A 16,308-nucleotide genomic window follows, 5' to 3' on the forward strand; every position below is an offset into this window, starting at 1 on the left:
AAGGACATGAACTTCCAACAGCTCAGAATTATTCGAGAAACTGTGCGCCAGAACTTCAATTTAACCGAAGCCTCTGCGGCGCTGTACACCTCCCAGTCCGGAGTGAGCAAGCATATTAAAGACCTGGAAGATGAACTGGGTGTGCAACTGTTTATCCGTAAAGGCAAACGCCTGCTCGGTTTGACTGAACCTGGTCAGGCCCTACTCGGTATTGTTGAGCGCATGTTGGTGGATGCCGATAATATTAAACGTCTGGCCGATGATTTTAATAAAGTGGATGAAGGCACCCTAACCATTGCCACCACCCACACTCAGGCACGTTATGTACTCCCGCCGATTGTGAACCAGTTTAAAAAAGAATTTCCCAAGGTGCATCTGATTCTGCAACAGGCCAGTCCGGTTGAAATTACCGAGATGCTGCTACAAGGCGAAGCCGATATTGGTATTGCAACAGAATCCTTAACCACAGAAAGCAATCTGGCCAGTGTGCCTTACTATACCTGGCAGCATAGTATTATTACCCCGCAAAACCATCCGCTAGCCCATAAAGCCGAGATCAGCATTCAGGATTTGGCGGAATATCCGATTATTACCTACCACGGCGGTTTTACCGGCCGTTCTAAAATTGACAAAGCCTTTGAAGATGCCGGCATTGATGTTGATATCGTGATGTCTGCCCTGGACGCCGACGTCATTAAAACCTATGTCGAATTAGGCATGGGCGTGGGTGTAGTCAACAATGTAGCCTATGACCAGGAACGTGATTATCGTTTAAAGCAGATAGAAACCGATATTTTTGGCCTGAATACCACCTGGCTGGCGGTGCGTAAAGGACATTTACTACGTGGTTATGGCTATGAGTTTATTTCCCTGTGCTCACCTGAAGCCGACATTAAAGCCCTGAAAAAAGTCGCGTATCCAGAAGATTAAACACCCACAAAAAATGGAAATGGAGAGGATGGCATCAGCATCCTCTTTTTTTATATCTCTCAAGTTGATCCACTAATCAGACTAGTCCAATCCACACTTCTTAAATTTTATGCTAACGCTCATTTTGCACTACATTACAGCACCCCTAAAAAATGGGATAAAGATCACTTAAAATTGTTTATTTTTTCATCAAATTCAGTTTTAATAGCTAGATAATTTTTTAATATCAATACTTTATAAATTTATAATTTAACCAAAAATTAAAGGACGGCCAATGAAGGTCTATTTTTTCTGGGTGTCGATGAGCCTGCTTTTACCAGGGCAAGCTGTCTCTGCAGCAGCGCTGGAGCAGTCCGGACAATCCATGCATATTTTTTTCCAACCCGATCATTATGCCGAAATCTCCCTGGTGCATTTAGAGGCAGATGTTGCAGGACAAGTCGAAAATCAGGCTGCACTGGCCGAGTTAGGGATTCATGATTATTCCACCGGCAACCTGGCACCCGATCAGCATTTTGTGCTCGGTGGTTTTAAACTGCAGCTGAATCCAGAGTTTTCCTTTGCCCTGCTTTATGATCAGCCCTTTGGGGTCAAGGTTAACTATAACTACAACCCGGATTTTTATGGTCAACCATTAGACGTCGAAGCTGCCGACATTCGCTTTAAAACAGAAAATATTAGCGCGCTTGTCGGGTATCATCCGGATACGCACTGGACTTTTTATGCAGGACTCAGTCATCAGTCTTTTCAGGGGAATCTAGAGCTTTGGGGACAAAATTATTATATTTTTCATGGCTATCAGGCCTATTTCCCTGAAGATGATGCCTGGGGCTGGCTGGCCGGGTTACGCTACCAGATTCCTGAATATGCCATGAGTGCGGCGTTCACTTATCGTTCGGCCATTCATCATCAGCTAGCGGTACAGGAACAGTCCCCACAAGGCCAATTGCAGATTGTGGCGGACCAGAATACTGCTGTTCGCACACCCGAATCGCTGAATCTGGATTTGCACACCGGCATCAGTGCCAATAACCTGCTTTATGCGGGTATACGCTGGGTTAACTGGAAAGATTTTTATATACAACCCACTCAATTTGGCGCCGTAATTGATGCTTACGCAACATTCGTTCCTGAAATTAAAGACTTTAAATTAATTTATTATCAGAAAGATCAATGGTCGGCCAAACTGGGCGGGTTACATCGCTGGAATGCACGCTGGATCAGTCAATTAGAACTGGGCTGGGACTCCGGGATTGGCAATCCGGCCTCGACCCTAAATCCGGCAGATGGGCACTATAGCCTCGGCGCAGGCCAGCTCTTTTATTTTCGACCCGACAGTTTTATTGCTGCAGGGGCCTATTATTTAAAGTTTAAACAACCACATATTCAACCCAGTAATTTTGCCGGTACTCAAATTTCCAGTCTAGCCTCGGTCAATCGGGACAATCATGCCTGGGTATATGGACTAAGATTTGGCCATCATTTCTAAAGGTATAAAAAAACGAGCCGAAGCTCGTTTTTTTATAGAAATGGCTTAGAAGCGGAAGCTTACACCCAGTTTCGCCACTGGTAACCACTCGTATTCATTGTCATTACGAATATTTCGCTCTTCACGCTCAACTTGATCACCAAAATCTGCAATAACGTTATCCGTACTTACAGCAGTACCTGAAGGAGTTAATTCAACTGTTGGGTTACCATTATAGTAGGCACCGATCTCACCAAATACACCCCAACGGTTAGTAATTGCTGGAGAGAAACCAATCCCTACATAAGGGGCAATATTATTTTTGTAAGACATTTTACCGTTAATACGAGCATCGCCTTCTGCACGGAATTCTACATCATTGACTCTAAAAGTTTCACCATCACGGATACGGCGATCAACTTCATAGTCATTATCAATATAAGCTACACCAGCTGCCATATAGAACCAGTTCGCCCATGGACGAATTTCAGCATTTAAATATGTCAGGTTATTATCCATATCTAGATCATATTTGGAGCCATTGATAGATAAGTCATCTGACCAGGAAATATCGCCGCCGTTATAACCTAAAGTTACACCTACGTATGGGTTTGCACTCCAAGAAATCGCACCACCATAACCTGTTGTACCAACTTCAGCACGAACTGCAGCGGGTTTAAAGAAAGAGAAAGTTGAAACACCTTCATCTGTCACGACTGTCTGATCTGCCGCCATTGCTGAACCTGCTGCTGTAGCAAGTACGGAAATGGCTAAAATTTTATGTAAAGATTTCATGTAATGTGCTCCTCAAAATAAAAACTTATTTTTCATGTTTAGTACTATTGTTGATAAGCACAATATAAAGAAGTTCCCGCACAGTTTTTATGCACATTTTGCTCATTTTTTGTTATTTTTTGATACAAATCTATGTTTCTTTTTGAAAGATAACTCTTTTTTGAGGTGAAAGTTTAAGCAGATGTTTCTTCTATTGAGCGAAAACATTTTTCTTTATTATTAATTTCGATCTTAGCGCCAATTTTCATCTAACCCATGTTCAATTTAGTGTAAAATCTTGAAAATTTTTTTGGAAGGAAGATCATGTCTCAGCTTTCAACGATTATTGAACAAGCGTTTGAAGATCGTGCTAATTTCACCGCGGCAGACTGCCCGGCTGAAATCCGTCAGGCAGTAGAGGAAGCTATTGCTGGCTTAGATAACGGTACACTGCGTGTAGCGGAAAAAATTGACGGTGAATGGGTTGTACACCAATGGTTGAAAAAAGCCGTTTTGTTATCTTTTAAACTGAACGACAACAAACCAATTGAGTCATGTGATCTTCGTTTCTATGACAAAGTCGACACCAAATTCAAAGGCTGGACTGAAGAACAGTTTAAAGCGGCTGGCGTACGCGTAGTACCCCCCGCAGTTGCACGTAAAGGTTCGTTCCAGGCGAAAAATGTGGTGCTGATGCCATCGTATGTCAATATTGGTGCATACGTAGATGAAGGCACTATGGTCGACACTTGGGCCACTGTCGGTTCATGTGCACAAATTGGTAAAAATGTACACTTGTCTGGTGGTGTCGGTATTGGTGGTGTACTTGAGCCACTCCAAGCCAATCCGACCATTATTGAAGATAACTGCTTCATCGGCGCACGTTCTGAAATCGTGGAAGGCGTGATTGTTGAAGAAGGTTCTGTGATTTCAATGGGCGTTTACATTGGTCAATCTACCAAGATTTATGACCGTGAAACTGGCGAAATCCACTACGGCCGTGTTCCTGCCGGTTCTGTAGTTGTTTCTGGCAGCCTGCCATCTAAATGCGGCACATACAGCTTATATGCTGCCATTATCGTGAAAAAAGTTGACGCGCAAACACGTGCGAAAACCAGCCTGAACGATTTATTACGCGAAGACTAATTTTTCTTTAGTTTAAGCGGAGCTATCGCTCCTCATCTCTACGGTTAGTAATGATCGTAGAGATTTTTGTTTTTCTACCCGGTGGTTAATTTGTTATGAGTACGCTTCGATCTTCCGCTATTCCTGTTTCTGATCCGTCTGCGGGTTTACGCATTACGGAGATCTTCTATTCATTACAAGGCGAAGCCAATACCTCAGGGCTGCCAACTGTATTTATCCGTTTAACCGGTTGTCCGCTGCGCTGTACTTATTGCGATACTACCTATTCTTTTGAAGGTGGTGAGCGTCAGTCGCTTGAAGCAATTATTCAGACCACGCTGGACTTTAACACACCGTATGTCTGCGTGACGGGCGGTGAACCGCTGGCACAGCCGAATGCCCTGCCTTTAATGCAGCGATTAGCAGATTTAGGCTGTGAAGTGTCTCTGGAAACCAGCGGTGCTTTAGATGTATCTAAGGTAGACCCGCGTGTTTCCAAAGTTTTAGATTTAAAAACCCCAACCTCGGGGGAAGTTGCACGGAATTTGCTTTCAAATCTGGACTATTTGACTGCGCACGATCAAATCAAGTTTGTGATTTGTAACCGTGAAGATTATGAATGGTCGAAGCAGCAAGTAGAGTTATATCAACTGCATAAAAAAGTCAGTACCGTCTGGTTTTCCCCTGCCTTTGAAGTTGAAAATGGTGCCGCACGCATGCCACAACTGGCCCGTGATTTGGCCCAATGGATTTTAGAAGACCATCTCCCTGTTCGTTTTCAGCTACAGTTACACAAACTGCTGTGGAATGACGAAACTGGTCGTTAATCAGGCTGCTGTATAATTGCTCTGTTTGCAAAATTAAGCTGCGAAACGCAAAGCTTTATACACGGCTCAAATTGCTTTTTATTATTTTGGAGATTCTGATGCGCCCTCGTGCCATTGTATTGTTATCTGGCGGTTTAGACTCAACAACCTGTTTAGCGTGGGCGCAAGCGCGTTATGAATGTATCGCCCTCAGTTTTCGTTATGGCCAGCGTTCCACGACCGAACTGGACGCTGCCAAAGCCTTAACCCAGCGTGCGGGTGTAGAACATCGTGTTATTAATATAGATTTAGGTAACTTAGGTGGCTCTGCCCTGACCGATCATAATATTGAGGTACCCGAGCAGGAACAGGATGGTATTCCGGTGACTTATGTTCCGGCACGTAACACCATCTTCCTGTCTTATGCGCTGGCAGCAGCGGAAGTATTTGATGCAGAAGCCATTGTTATTGGTATTAACGCGGTGGATTATTCGGGTTATCCGGACTGTCGTCCTGAGTTTATTGAGGCTTTTGCCAATATGGCGCGTCTGGCCACCAAAGTGGGCGTAGAAGGAAAACCACTCAAATTTGAAACACCTTTGTTACATTTATCCAAAGCAAATATCATTCGCTTAGGTCTTGATCATGACGTAGACTATAGTCAAACGGTGTCTTGCTACCAGGCAGATGACCAAGGACGTGCTTGTGGAAAATGCGATAGCTGTCGTTTACGTAAACAGGGTTTCCTAGACGCAGGTGTGGCTGATCCAACACGTTATATACCGTAATGACAAGGTAGAATCTATGAAGAATTTAAAATCAAACATTATCCTTTCTGCGATTGTGTCTACTGTAGCCGTATTTGCAACATCTGCTCAGGCCAACACAGACAAATTGCAACAGGCATATAAAAGCACCAATGTAAAATCGGCGCTGATTAATGTTTGTAAAGAAGAAACTGCAAAAGGTAAAAAGTTAAGCGCTGCTGAAGTCAGCAAATACTGTACCTGTGCGGTTGAAGCCGATGGCAAGCTGACCAATGCACAAAAATGGGAAATCCAAAGTACCATTAACCAGAAGAAAAGCCCAAGTACCCTTGCTTTTGTCCAAAAACAAAACAAAGACTTACAGGCATGTTTTGGTCCTCAGTTAACCGGTAAATTAAAAACCTTAACTGAAGAAGCCATGAAAGCCGCGCAAGCGCAGCAAAAGAAATAATCATATATTTCCTCCAGAGGCCTGCATCCATTGCAGGCTTTTTTTTACCCAGTTTGCTGCGTTCATTTTTCTCTACCGGTAATTTGTGAGAAAACGCAGGAAATTCGGTATGATAGAGGCAATTTAAAAACTAACATAATGTAAAAGGACGATATCATGAGCGACTTGAACTTACCGAATCAGACTTTTCCGACCACCACGGCGGAAATCAATCTGGCTGAACTACAGGCGGAATGGTTAATTGTGTATTTTTATCCAAAGGATTCCACTCCAGGCTGTACCACGCAGGCGGTAGATTTTTCTGGCCTGAAAGATCAGTTTGAGGCATTGGGTGCGACCATTCTTGGCGTGTCGCGTGATTCGGTGAAAGCACATCAGAACTTTACTGCCAAACAGAACCTGACGATTGATCTGATCAGTGATAAGGAAGAAGTGCTGTGCCAGCATTTTGATGTGATTAAAGAAAAAAATATGTATGGCAAAAAAGTCATGGGAATTGAGCGCTCTACCTTTATTTTCCATAACGGCCAGCTGGTCAAGGAATACCGTAAAGTCAAGGCTGCAGGACATGCCGAGCAAGTACTGGAAGATTTAAAAGCCTTACAAGCCAACAGTTAAACAATTGCTGGATCGGAAAAAAGCCTGAGGTAAGCTCGGGCTTTTAATTCACTCATCACGTCTATTGTTATCTCATTATTGAACACGCCACTGACCTTTAAGCTGAATATTGACCTTTTCTCCAACACCACCCATCGCCTTTTTCATGCCAAAATCACTGCGCTGAATTTGGGTAAAGGATTGCACATCCAGCAATTTTGGATTTCCTGTATTAGGTTTTAAACTGGTATGGAAAATAACCGGACGCGTCACGCCGCGTAGGGTTAAATTGCCGGCAATACGATATTGATCAGGACCTAAAGCGGTAAAACGCGTGCTTTTAAAACTGACGGTTTTATATTTTTGAGCATAGAATAAGTCCTCACCCAGAATCATATGTCTTAAAGACGGTTTACTCAGCTGCAGACTGTCCACATTTAGCACAAATTGGGTTGAGGCCTGCTGCGGTGCTTTTGGATCAAAATGCATGACTGACTGCACTTCTTTAAACTGCCCTTCGACCAGTTGCACGCCCATGGACTTAATTTCAAAACCGACTTCACTTTTTGAGGTCAAGGTCCAGCGCTCGGCATAGGCCGGGCTGATACCCAACAGCATAATAGCCGCACCCAGTAAGCATTTGGTCTTTGACCTTGCTACATGTGACGGGTTCAAGTTCATCGCTTATCTCCTTGCGGCGTAACTGGCTTTATCTTATTAACAAGATGGAGCCGGCGAGCTTAGGTGAGATTACTACGGTCTTGCGCATGATATTTGTCTTGTAATTGTTGATAAACCGGCGTGTGCTGAAAATTCTGTAAAAATTTGATTGTGCCCGGCGGGAAGGCATCGGTCCAGATTTCTCCACGAAAATAGGCTTCACGTACCGGCGTGGCAGACATGGCACCTTCCAGACTGTCAAGCTCGACCATCTCCCACTCCGGGAAAAATTGCAGATAATAGGAAGACTCATCTTTAAAATGGCCAATTAAACCGACTTTGGCTTCTGGTCCGGCCACCGTGGCCACCAGCATTTTCACCAGTTTCTGCCATTTTTCATCGTTATATACATCGACCACATGCACAAATTTAATCCGCTGCTGCTGCTCTGGGCTAAAGTTGGACAGAATCATCTGCTGGCGTTCAGCGGCAGTAAACGGATTTTTGATATTGCGTTCATCTTGTGCAGAGCCCAGTGCCAAAATCACGTTTTCACTTTGCTCCAGCGCGATTAAAATGGTCTGCATATGTGCCAGATGAAAAGGCTGGAAGCGGCCAATAAACACAAGATAATCAAATTTATAATTCATAGCACATCAACTTTTATGAACTCACCAGTTGTGGCGTCAACAATAATTTTCGCCATAATAAGCCCATAAATTCAAATTAATTGAAAGCAAGGATAGTACGATGACACTGAGCTGTATTCAACAACCCCATCCACATTTGAATGCGAATTTAGACAATGGCGTACTGACCTTAGCCATTCAGCGCCCGGAAGCCAAAAATGCCCTGTATGGTGAACTGTATCTCTGGATTGCGCAGGCACTGGACGAAGCCGATCAGAATAAAGACGTCCGCGTAGTAATTTTACGCGGAGCCGATGCTGATTTCAGTGCCGGTAACGACATGCAGGACTTCATGAAGTTTATTCAAACACCATTGCAAGGCAAAGCTGGAGATACGCCACCCTTTGTATTGCTAAAAGCTGCTGCACGTTTTTCCAAACCGCTAATTGCTGCGGTGCGTGGTGTAGCCATTGGCATTGGGGTCACGCTGTTATTACATGCAGATTTAGTCTATAGCGACAACACTGCCCTGTTCCAGATTCCATTTGTGAGCCTCGGCCTGTCCCCAGAAGGTGCGTCCAGCAAACTGCTGGTACAGCAGGCCGGTTTCCATAAAGCCGCAGAGCTGCTGCTAACTGCTCAGAAGTTTAACAGCGACAAAGCGCTAAACGCCGGTCTGGTCAATAGTATTGAAGAGGATGTATACGCCACTGCCCAGCAACAGGCGCACATTTTGGCCGCCTTGCCACTGGCCTCTCTCAAACAGACCAAAGCGCTAATGAAACACAATCTGGATGAGATCATTGACTGTATTGATCATGAAGCGGAAATCTTTATGAAACGGGTCGGCTCACCGGAAATGATGGAAGCTGTACAGGCTTTTATGCAAAAACGTAAACCTGACTTTACCCAGTTTAATTAAGTACTATGCTCATCAACGTAGGTGCAGTCACTGTACCTACGTTTTTATGGTTTAGCTGTTTTCTCTTTCTTTTATTTCTTTTGTGATGGTTCCCATGTCAAATTCGTCAGATCCCTCATCTTTAAACTCTGCATCATCTTCAACCGAGAAAAAACGCTATTACGAACCGGCACCACAAGATATTGATGTCGAAAACTTTCGTAAAGTCATCACCAGCCGCCGTTCGGTACGTAAATTTACCGACAAGCCCATTCCAGCGGATATTTTAGATGCCTGCCTGGATTTAGCCTTACTGGCACCGAACTCCTCCAATTTACAGCCGTGGACCTTTTATGTGGTCCAGAATCCGGCCAAGAAAAAGCAGCTGGTCAAAGCCTGTCTGAGTCAGCTGGCAGCCAGAACTGCGGCCGAGCTGATTGTTTGTGTAGCACGCACCGACCGCATTGATGAAATGGCCAAACTCAATATTTCCGAGTTCCCGTTTCCTGAAGCGCCAGCCCCGGTAAAAAAATACTATAAATTTATTCCCTATAATTATAAAACTGGCTATTTCAATGCCTTCGGTCATTTCAAAAAAGTGGCCTTTAAAGTGGCACGTAGCTTGGACAAGCAATTGCCAGTGTCGGCATTTCATCCGGCCGATGCCAAACTGTGGGCCTCGAAAACTACCGCTTTGGCCTGTGAAAATCTGGTGCTGGCCTTACGCGCTTATGGCTTTGACAGCTGTATGATGGAAGGTTTTGATGAGCCAATGGTGCGTAAAATCTTAAAGCTGAATGAACAGCAATATGTGGTGATGGTAATTGCTGCCGGTGAACGTGCGAAAGATGGCGTGTTCTTCCCGCAATACTGGTTTGACCGGGAGTTGTTTATTCAGAAAGTTTAAACAAGATGTAAAAAGTCCCACTTTTCTTTAAGAGAGAAGCGGGACTGCTGCACAAGGGAGAGCTGATTAAAAGGCTCTCCCTCTCTGTCAGATATTCCAATATTCAATAATTAAAACTGCACATCTATCATCTGAATAAACTCGAATGCCGGTTCTTCATAAGGATGGCTATCTTTTAAGGCACGGGCTACATTTGCTGCGTTATCTTCCGGTACAATGATTTCCACCCGCCATTCCTCTACTTTTTCAAGCGTGCCGACTTCCCCAATATACGGGTCTGCGCCACGTAAGGGTTTAAATTGCCCGGTGCCCAGCACCTGCCAGGCACAGTGTTCATAATCGCCGATTCCCCCACCACCGGCTTTAAATACAGCAGCTTTGGTGGCTTCCAGATGCGATTCAGGCACATAAAAAATCAGTTTTAGCATAGTCACTCCCGGTATTGATCTATCTTTCATACCGTATTGACTGGCCTGTTGTCATCTGCTGTTTGCAAGAAATGACCTAAATCCTGAATAGCGCTACATCTGTTTGAATAGATACAGTACTGATCCCAAACAATTGCCCAGCTTTAGCTATGGGTTTGGATGAAACATGGCAATGGAATAGCGAGAATTATTGAATCTTCAAAATCGATTGGATCCTTTCTTTGCTTAGGCTATTCCATTGAGCCCATTATTTATCTCAGCAAGGTAATCTACTTTAAATTTTTCTTAAGACGCCTACAATATTCAGCATCTCGAAATTATCCTGATCGGTGTCCAGGGTATGTGACTTAATTTGCACCTGAATATGATCATTCACCTGAAAATGCCTTAACGGAAAACAGTGCTCATTGGCACTATAGGCGCCCGAACTCGGACTGTCCGACAGCAATTGGGTAATACTTAAGCGCAGGTCATTTTTTCTGGAGATGGAAATTTTATCCTGATTGGCATACTGGCTCTGAATACCCTTGCCATACAACTGGATACAGAGCTGGTTATACTGTTTTTGCAGTGCCTGCGTATACTGAAAACCATCACTCCAGACCAGTCCTTGTGGCGCGGTCTGAATTCGGGTTTCCGGGTTTTTCATCAGTGAATCATCACCCAGATGAATTAAATGTAGCCCCTGCTGAAACACCACATGCGCTTCGGTTAAAGGCTTGAGCTGAACCAGATGACTATGCTGATCAATATATAAATGCTGGTTCTGATAGGACAGCAACAGGATTTCCGGTTGATAGCCCTCCATCCAGACCGTGCCGGCAATATGATCCGGATAATCATATTCACGAGGCAGATATAAAGTGTAACGGCCATCGGTCTGAGAATGGGTGTAATAGTTGTGTTCGCCCAGCTGCACATAGATTTTGGCTTGAGCAACAGGCTGCCCACTGGCATCAAATACCTGACCTGAAACCGACCACTTTTCACCTTGTGGCTGCGTACCAGACTGGGACTGGGTTAAACTGGAATGCAGCGGCTGAGCATATCTGACAGACTCCTGAATCTTGGCACTCTCACCACCACAACCGTTCAGCATAATCAAGCTGGTAAAAATAGGAATGACCGTTCGCATCTGCATTTTTGTTATCCACTTTTATAATTATGCTGTTTATTGTACGGTGCCGGGCAAAATCAGCTATCCCCATTTTGGGATGAAACGCCGATAAAAAAGCCACCCGTAGGTGGCTTTTCAAAATAAGGTCAATTAACCAATGAATTTACGTGCGTTACGGAACATACGTAACCATGCACCATCTTCAGTCCATTCTTCAGGTTTCCAGGAATGTTGTACGGCACGGAAGTTACGCTCCGGGTGCGGCATCATAATCGTGGCACGACCATCTTTAGAGGTCACACCGGTAATCCCTTCTGGAGAGCCGTTCGGGTTCAGTGGATAGTGCTGGGTCACATTGCCCTGACTGTCGACATAACGCAGGCTGATCTGGTTACCCGCATTTAATGCGGCAAAGTCTTCAGCGCTAGCCACAGCACGGCCTTCACCATGCGCAACCGCGATTGGCAGAATTGAACCTTCCATACCATCAAACAAAATCGAGTTTGATTTTTCTACACGCACGTTCACAGTACGCGCTTCAAACACTTCAGAGGTATTGCGATGGAAACGTGGCCAATGCTCTGCACCCGGAATCAGTGGTGCTAGTTGTGACAGCATTTGACAGCCGTTACAGATACCCACACTGAAAGTTTCTTGACGGTTAAAGAATTTCTCGAACTGGTCACGCAGTTTGGCATTGAACAGCACCGATTTCGCCCAGCCACCGCCGGCACCTAAAACGTCACCGTAAGAGAAGCCGCCACAGGTGACCAGACCTTCAAAGTCATCCAGGCTGATACGACCGGCCAGCAGGTCACTCATGTGTACGTCAATGGTGTTGAAACCGACTTTATCAAACGCAGCCGCCATTTCAACATGACCGTTAACACCTTGCTCACGCAGAATCGCCATGTTTGGACGACGGGTGTTGATGTACGGTGCTTCAACTGGCTCGTTCAGGTCATAAGTTGGCTGTGCGATAATCCCCTGATGGGCTTTATCTGCAATTAAGGCAAATTCCTGATCGGCATTTTCAACGTTGTCACGTAAACGCTGGATCTGATAAGACACTTCTGCCCATGCCTGTTGCAGGTCAGTACGTTCCAGCACTAAACCGTTTACGGCCAACTGGTCAGAGTTGTTGACTGTACCGACAACCGTAATTGCATTTTTCAATGTCGACGCTGCAACTTCAGCTTGTAATGCTTCCCAATCTGCTTTGGCGATTTGCAGCACCGCACCAATTTCTTCAGCAAATAGACCTGCAACTGATTGCTCTTCCAGTGCCACACCCAAGCGTGACGCAAACATCATCTCTGCAACAGTGGCCACTAAACCACCATCACCGATGTCGTGGTAGGCTTTAATCAGGCCGCGGTTGTTCCAGTCTTGTACCAATGTGAAGAAGGCTTTGAAGTCATCGAAGCTGTCGACATCTGGTGTCACTGAACCAATCGCTTTGTACACTTGCGCTAGGATCGAACCACCCAGACGGAATTGGCCTTTAGACAGGTCGATACGTACCAGTACAGATTCAAGATTTTTCAGTTCTGGTGTTAATGTCTTACGCACATCAGTCACAGGTGCAAATGCAGTGATCACGCCTGACATTGGCGAAGTGACAGATTTGTCTTCACCTTCGTCATTCCAGGTGGTACGCATAGACAGTGAGTCTTTACCAACTGGAATGGCAATGCCCAGTGCTGGACACATTTCCATACCAATTGCTTTTACACCTTCGAACAGTGCCTGATCTTCACCTTTTTGACCTGCAGCAGCCATCCAGTTTGCAGACAGTTTAATGTCGCCAATCTGGTCAATTTTTGCAGACATCAGATTGCTGATCGCTTCAGCCACCGCTAAACGTGCAGACGCTGCCGGGTTCAATAATGCCACTGGTGGACGTTCACCCATGGCCATCGCTTCACCGGTATAACCCACCAGGCTTGTGGTTGTTACTGCAGCATCCGCTACAGGCACTTGCCATGGGCCAACCATCTGGTCACGTGCCACCATACCGGTAATCGAACGGTCACCAATGGTGATCAGGAACGATTTAGAGGCAACGGTCGGGTTTTTCAGGACACGGTAAATCGCATCTTTCAGATCTGTCACTTGAGCTGCATCAAAATCATCGCCTTTACGCTCGATGCTTTCATATGAACGGCTCATACGTGGTGTACCGCCCAGCATCACCTGCATTGGCATATCCACTGGCTTGTTGCCAAAAAGTGGATCTTCAACGGTTAAATGACGCGCTTCAGTCGCTTCACCCAGTACCGCAAACGGACAACGTTCACGCGCACAGATCGATTCAAACAACGCTAGAGATTCTGGACGGATTGCCAGTACATAACGCTCTTGTGCTTCGTTAGACCAGATTTCCATTGGCGACATGCCTGGCTCAAGCGATGGAATCTTACGTAAATCCAGTACCGCACCGAGCTCATGATCGTTGACCAGTTCTGGCATTGCGTTTGAAATACCGCCCGCACCAACGTCATGCACCGATACGATTGGGTTTTCATCTTCCATGCGCCAGCAGGTATCAATTACTTCCTGGCAACGGCGTTCCATTTCCGGGTTTTCACGTTGTACAGAAGCGAAGTCCAGGCTCTCACCCATGGTACCGCTGTCTACAGAAGACGCTGCACCACCACCTAAACCGATCAGCATGGCTGGACCACCAAGCACGATGAGTAGATCGCCCGGTTGAATTGCATCTTTTTCGACATGATCCGGACGGATGTTCCCGTAACCACCGGCAATCATAATTGGCTTATGGAAGCCTTTGACTTCGCCATTGACATTTTGTTCAAAGGTACGGAAGTAACCATTTAAGGCAGGACGACCAAATTCGTTGTTAAATGCTGCACCACCGAGTGGGCCTTCAATCATGATTTGCAGCGGAGAGGCCATACGCGATGGCTTGCCGTAGTTATCTTCCCATGGCTGTTCAAAGCCTGGAATGTTCAGGTTCGATGTGGTGAAACCGGTTAAACCTGCTTTTGGCTTACCACCACGACCGGTTGCACCTTCATCACGGATTTCACCACCTGAACCGGTTGCCGCACCGGCAAATGGAGCAATTGCGGTTGGGTGGTTATGGGTTTCCACCTTCATCAGGATGTGAGCCGCCTGGCTCTTGTATTTATAAACGTATTGACCGTTTTCTTCTTGCGTTGGGTAGAAACGCTGGGTATCAAAACCTACAATCACCGATGCGTTGTCTTTATATGCTGACAATACATCGGTTGGTGATTCTTTATAGGTGTTCTTGATCATCTGGAACAAAGACAACGGCTGAACTTCACCATCAATGGTCCATTCTGAACCGAAGATTTTATGACGGCAATGCTCAGAGTTGGCTTGCGCAAACATCATCAGTTCGATGTCGTTCGGGTTACGGCCCAGTTTGGTGAAAGCTTCAGTCAGATAATCAATTTCATCTTCAGACAGTGCAAAACCAAATTCATTGTTGGCTTTAACCAGTGCTTCTTTGCCCTGACCCAGAATATCAATCGAGTTTAACGGTTTTGGTGCGGTTTCCACGAACAGTGCGGCTGCATCTGCAATGTCAGTAAACACGCTTTCGGTCATGCGGTCATGCAAGATCTGTAATGCTTCTTTAGAAAGCGCTTTTACACCTTTTAGGGTAAACAGCAATCCGCGCTCCATACGGTGCACTGGAATATTACAGTTGGCAAAAATATCCGTCGCTTTGGATGACCACGGCGAAATGGTACCGACACGTGGGGTCACTAAAATTTGGACTTCGTCACTGGCAGGCTGACGTAACTCAAAAGATGCGCCATCATTTAACAGCTCTAAAGCTGATTGTTGCTGCTGCTCGTTGAGCGCTTGGTCAAACAGATAGATCCATTGGCTATCGAAAGATTGAACAGAACTAATTGACGATAAACGTGATAATAGTTGAGTTTTCTTAAAAGAAGAATGTGCAGGTGCACCGGCCACGATAAACATGCTGATTTTGGCTCCACGGGCAGATCTTTTGGACCTCGCCACAATGTGACTTGAAGAGAGCGCATATTCTACTGTGAAATGAGCCAATCAGCTAGAGAGGATTTGATAAATCTGACAGGCTTTGTTGCACAAAGATTTGAAATGCAAAGCGCCCCTAATTGAGCCAAATTTAAGGCGTAACTTGGGTAAGTGGTCGACCTAATTCCGTAAATCTGTTAAGGACTGCTACACGTGCATGGATCTCATTCACTTGGCTATCAAAACTCCTTGCACTGAGTTTATCTCCTAATAATTTGATGCAATGCATCTTGGTTTCCACCAAACTGCGGCGATGATAGCCTGACCATTTTTTCCATAGTGTCCTGCCTAAACGTTTAACTGTTCGAAGTAATTCATTTCGCGCTAGCGAGCTACTCTTTGTATCTTTCCATGGTTTCGCATTTTTTCTAGGTGGAATCACTGCATGCGCTTGCCGATCTGCAATGACCTGACGGCATTGCTTGGTGTCATAAGCTCCATCGGTATAAACAGAGTCAATCTGCTCATCTTGTGGAATCTGATTAAGTAAATCACCAAGCACCTGTGAATCACTGACATTATTGGTTGTGAGCTGAATAGCACGTATTTGCAGGGTTTTAGCATCTATACCAATATGCAGTTTACGCCATTGCCGACGGTATTCAGGCTGATGCTTCTTACGCTTCCATTCGCCTTCACCTAAAAATTTTAAACCCGTAGAGTCGACGAGTAGGTGTAACCCATCA

16 protein-coding genes are annotated in these 16,308 nt (G+C 45.2%); 9 read left to right on the forward strand and 7 right to left on the reverse strand.

Annotated features, from left to right (window positions below; translation table 11 throughout):
* The first annotated feature begins 6 nt into the window (after nt 1-6).
* Together FTT63_RS10295 and FTT63_RS10300 are read left to right on the forward strand one after the other, a co-directional pair.
* The gene (locus FTT63_RS10295; protein ID WP_075167787.1) at nt 7-930 is read left to right on the forward strand and encodes a CysB family HTH-type transcriptional regulator; all 924 of its coding nucleotides are present in this window, start codon (nt 7-9) and stop codon (nt 928-930) included.
* A 274-nt stretch (nt 931-1,204) separates the two neighbouring features.
* A complete protein-coding gene (locus FTT63_RS10300) occupies nt 1,205-2,419 on the forward strand; it encodes an OmpP1/FadL family transporter (RefSeq protein ID WP_180192238.1) in 1,215 nt (404 codons plus the stop codon).
* A 45-nt stretch (nt 2,420-2,464) separates the two neighbouring features.
* On the opposite strand, the gene carO is transcribed toward FTT63_RS10300, so the two are convergent.
* Nucleotides 2,465-3,193 carry an ornithine uptake porin CarO gene (gene carO, locus FTT63_RS10305; RefSeq protein WP_180192239.1) on the reverse strand — a complete coding sequence of 243 codons (729 nt, stop codon included), beginning with the start codon at nt 3,191-3,193 and terminating at the stop codon, nt 2,465-2,467.
* A gap of 303 nt (nt 3,194-3,496) precedes the next feature.
* Between carO and dapD the strand changes: the two genes are divergently transcribed.
* From dapD to FTT63_RS10330, 5 genes are all read left to right on the forward strand, one after another.
* Nucleotides 3,497-4,318 carry a 2,3,4,5-tetrahydropyridine-2,6-dicarboxylate N-succinyltransferase gene (gene dapD / locus FTT63_RS10310; protein ID WP_005176646.1) on the forward strand — a complete coding sequence of 274 codons (822 nt, stop codon included), beginning with the start codon at nt 3,497-3,499 and terminating at the stop codon, nt 4,316-4,318.
* A 95-nt stretch (nt 4,319-4,413) separates the two neighbouring features.
* Complete coding sequence (gene queE / locus FTT63_RS10315) at nt 4,414-5,124, forward strand: 7-carboxy-7-deazaguanine synthase QueE (RefSeq protein WP_075167785.1); 711 nt, start codon at nt 4,414-4,416, stop codon at nt 5,122-5,124.
* A gap of 98 nt (nt 5,125-5,222) precedes the next feature.
* Nucleotides 5,223-5,891 (forward strand): 7-cyano-7-deazaguanine synthase QueC, encoded by a 669-nt coding sequence (gene queC, locus FTT63_RS10320; RefSeq protein WP_163142410.1) that lies wholly within the window; start codon nt 5,223-5,225, stop codon nt 5,889-5,891.
* A gap of 16 nt (nt 5,892-5,907) precedes the next feature.
* The gene (locus tag FTT63_RS10325) at nt 5,908-6,321 is read left to right on the forward strand and encodes a hypothetical protein (RefSeq protein WP_005176638.1); all 414 of its coding nucleotides are present in this window, start codon (nt 5,908-5,910) and stop codon (nt 6,319-6,321) included.
* 156 nt (nt 6,322-6,477) lie between these two features.
* On the forward strand, nt 6,478-6,939 hold the full coding sequence (locus FTT63_RS10330) for a peroxiredoxin (protein ID WP_104471274.1): 462 nt from the start codon (nt 6,478-6,480) through the stop codon (nt 6,937-6,939).
* 75 nt (nt 6,940-7,014) lie between these two features.
* Here the strand turns inward: FTT63_RS10330 and FTT63_RS10335 are convergent, their stop codons facing one another.
* Nucleotides 7,015-7,599: a YceI family protein gene (locus tag FTT63_RS10335; protein WP_168381676.1), complete on the reverse strand. Its 585-nt coding sequence runs from the start codon at nt 7,597-7,599 to the stop codon at nt 7,015-7,017.
* 59 nt (nt 7,600-7,658) lie between these two features.
* Nucleotides 7,659-8,228 carry a nicotinate-nicotinamide nucleotide adenylyltransferase gene (locus FTT63_RS10340; protein ID WP_075174739.1) on the reverse strand — a complete coding sequence of 190 codons (570 nt, stop codon included), beginning with the start codon at nt 8,226-8,228 and terminating at the stop codon, nt 7,659-7,661.
* Between the two features lie 100 nt (nt 8,229-8,328).
* Between FTT63_RS10340 and FTT63_RS10345 the strand changes: the two genes are divergently transcribed.
* Nucleotides 8,329-9,129 (forward strand): enoyl-CoA hydratase, encoded by an 801-nt coding sequence (locus tag FTT63_RS10345; RefSeq protein ID WP_005176626.1) that lies wholly within the window; start codon nt 8,329-8,331, stop codon nt 9,127-9,129.
* 94 nt (nt 9,130-9,223) lie between these two features.
* Nucleotides 9,224-10,015: a nitroreductase family protein gene (locus FTT63_RS10350; RefSeq protein WP_127800137.1), complete on the forward strand. Its 792-nt coding sequence runs from the start codon at nt 9,224-9,226 to the stop codon at nt 10,013-10,015.
* 110 nt (nt 10,016-10,125) lie between these two features.
* On the opposite strand, the gene FTT63_RS10355 is transcribed toward FTT63_RS10350, so the two are convergent.
* The 4 genes from FTT63_RS10355 to FTT63_RS10370 form a co-directional block, all read right to left on the reverse strand.
* Nucleotides 10,126-10,443, reverse strand: coding sequence for a hypothetical protein (locus tag FTT63_RS10355; protein ID WP_005176621.1), 318 nt, complete (start codon nt 10,441-10,443; stop codon nt 10,126-10,128).
* A 274-nt stretch (nt 10,444-10,717) separates the two neighbouring features.
* Nucleotides 10,718-11,584: a carboxypeptidase-like regulatory domain-containing protein gene (locus FTT63_RS10360; protein ID WP_127800139.1), complete on the reverse strand. Its 867-nt coding sequence runs from the start codon at nt 11,582-11,584 to the stop codon at nt 10,718-10,720.
* 126 nt (nt 11,585-11,710) lie between these two features.
* Nucleotides 11,711-15,544, reverse strand: a complete 3,834-nt coding sequence (gene purL, locus FTT63_RS10365) for a phosphoribosylformylglycinamidine synthase (RefSeq protein WP_127800141.1) — start codon at nt 15,542-15,544, stop codon at nt 11,711-11,713.
* A 169-nt stretch (nt 15,545-15,713) separates the two neighbouring features.
* A partial coding sequence (locus FTT63_RS10370; protein WP_180192240.1) for an IS5 family transposase occupies nt 15,714-16,308 on the reverse strand: 595 nt, incomplete at its 5' end.

Origin of the sequence: Acinetobacter sp. C15 (assembly GCF_013420645.1) — a bacterium.
In the GTDB taxonomy this organism is placed as follows: domain Bacteria; phylum Pseudomonadota; class Gammaproteobacteria; order Pseudomonadales; family Moraxellaceae; genus Acinetobacter; species Acinetobacter indicus.

Coding starts and splice junctions, on each gene's coding strand:
- FTT63_RS10295 (WP_075167787.1), top strand. CDS start 7: ATGAACTTCCAACAGCTCAGAATTATTCGAGAAACTGTGCGCCAGAAC.
- FTT63_RS10300 (WP_180192238.1), top strand. CDS start 1,205: ATGAAGGTCTATTTTTTCTGGGTGTCGATGAGCCTGCTTTTACCAGGG.
- carO (WP_180192239.1), bottom strand. CDS start 3,193: ATGAAATCTTTACATAAAATTTTAGCCATTTCCGTACTTGCTACAGCA.
- dapD (WP_005176646.1), top strand. CDS start 3,497: ATGTCTCAGCTTTCAACGATTATTGAACAAGCGTTTGAAGATCGTGCT.
- queE (WP_075167785.1), top strand. CDS start 4,414: ATGAGTACGCTTCGATCTTCCGCTATTCCTGTTTCTGATCCGTCTGCG.
- queC (WP_163142410.1), top strand. CDS start 5,223: ATGCGCCCTCGTGCCATTGTATTGTTATCTGGCGGTTTAGACTCAACA.
- FTT63_RS10325 (WP_005176638.1), top strand. CDS start 5,908: ATGAAGAATTTAAAATCAAACATTATCCTTTCTGCGATTGTGTCTACT.
- FTT63_RS10330 (WP_104471274.1), top strand. CDS start 6,478: ATGAGCGACTTGAACTTACCGAATCAGACTTTTCCGACCACCACGGCG.
- FTT63_RS10335 (WP_168381676.1), bottom strand. CDS start 7,599: ATGAACTTGAACCCGTCACATGTAGCAAGGTCAAAGACCAAATGCTTA.
- FTT63_RS10340 (WP_075174739.1), bottom strand. CDS start 8,228: ATGAATTATAAATTTGATTATCTTGTGTTTATTGGCCGCTTCCAGCCT.
- FTT63_RS10345 (WP_005176626.1), top strand. CDS start 8,329: ATGACACTGAGCTGTATTCAACAACCCCATCCACATTTGAATGCGAAT.
- FTT63_RS10350 (WP_127800137.1), top strand. CDS start 9,224: ATGTCAAATTCGTCAGATCCCTCATCTTTAAACTCTGCATCATCTTCA.
- FTT63_RS10355 (WP_005176621.1), bottom strand. CDS start 10,443: ATGCTAAAACTGATTTTTTATGTGCCTGAATCGCATCTGGAAGCCACC.
- FTT63_RS10360 (WP_127800139.1), bottom strand. CDS start 11,584: ATGCAGATGCGAACGGTCATTCCTATTTTTACCAGCTTGATTATGCTG.
- purL (WP_127800141.1), bottom strand. CDS start 15,544: ATGTTTATCGTGGCCGGTGCACCTGCACATTCTTCTTTTAAGAAAACT.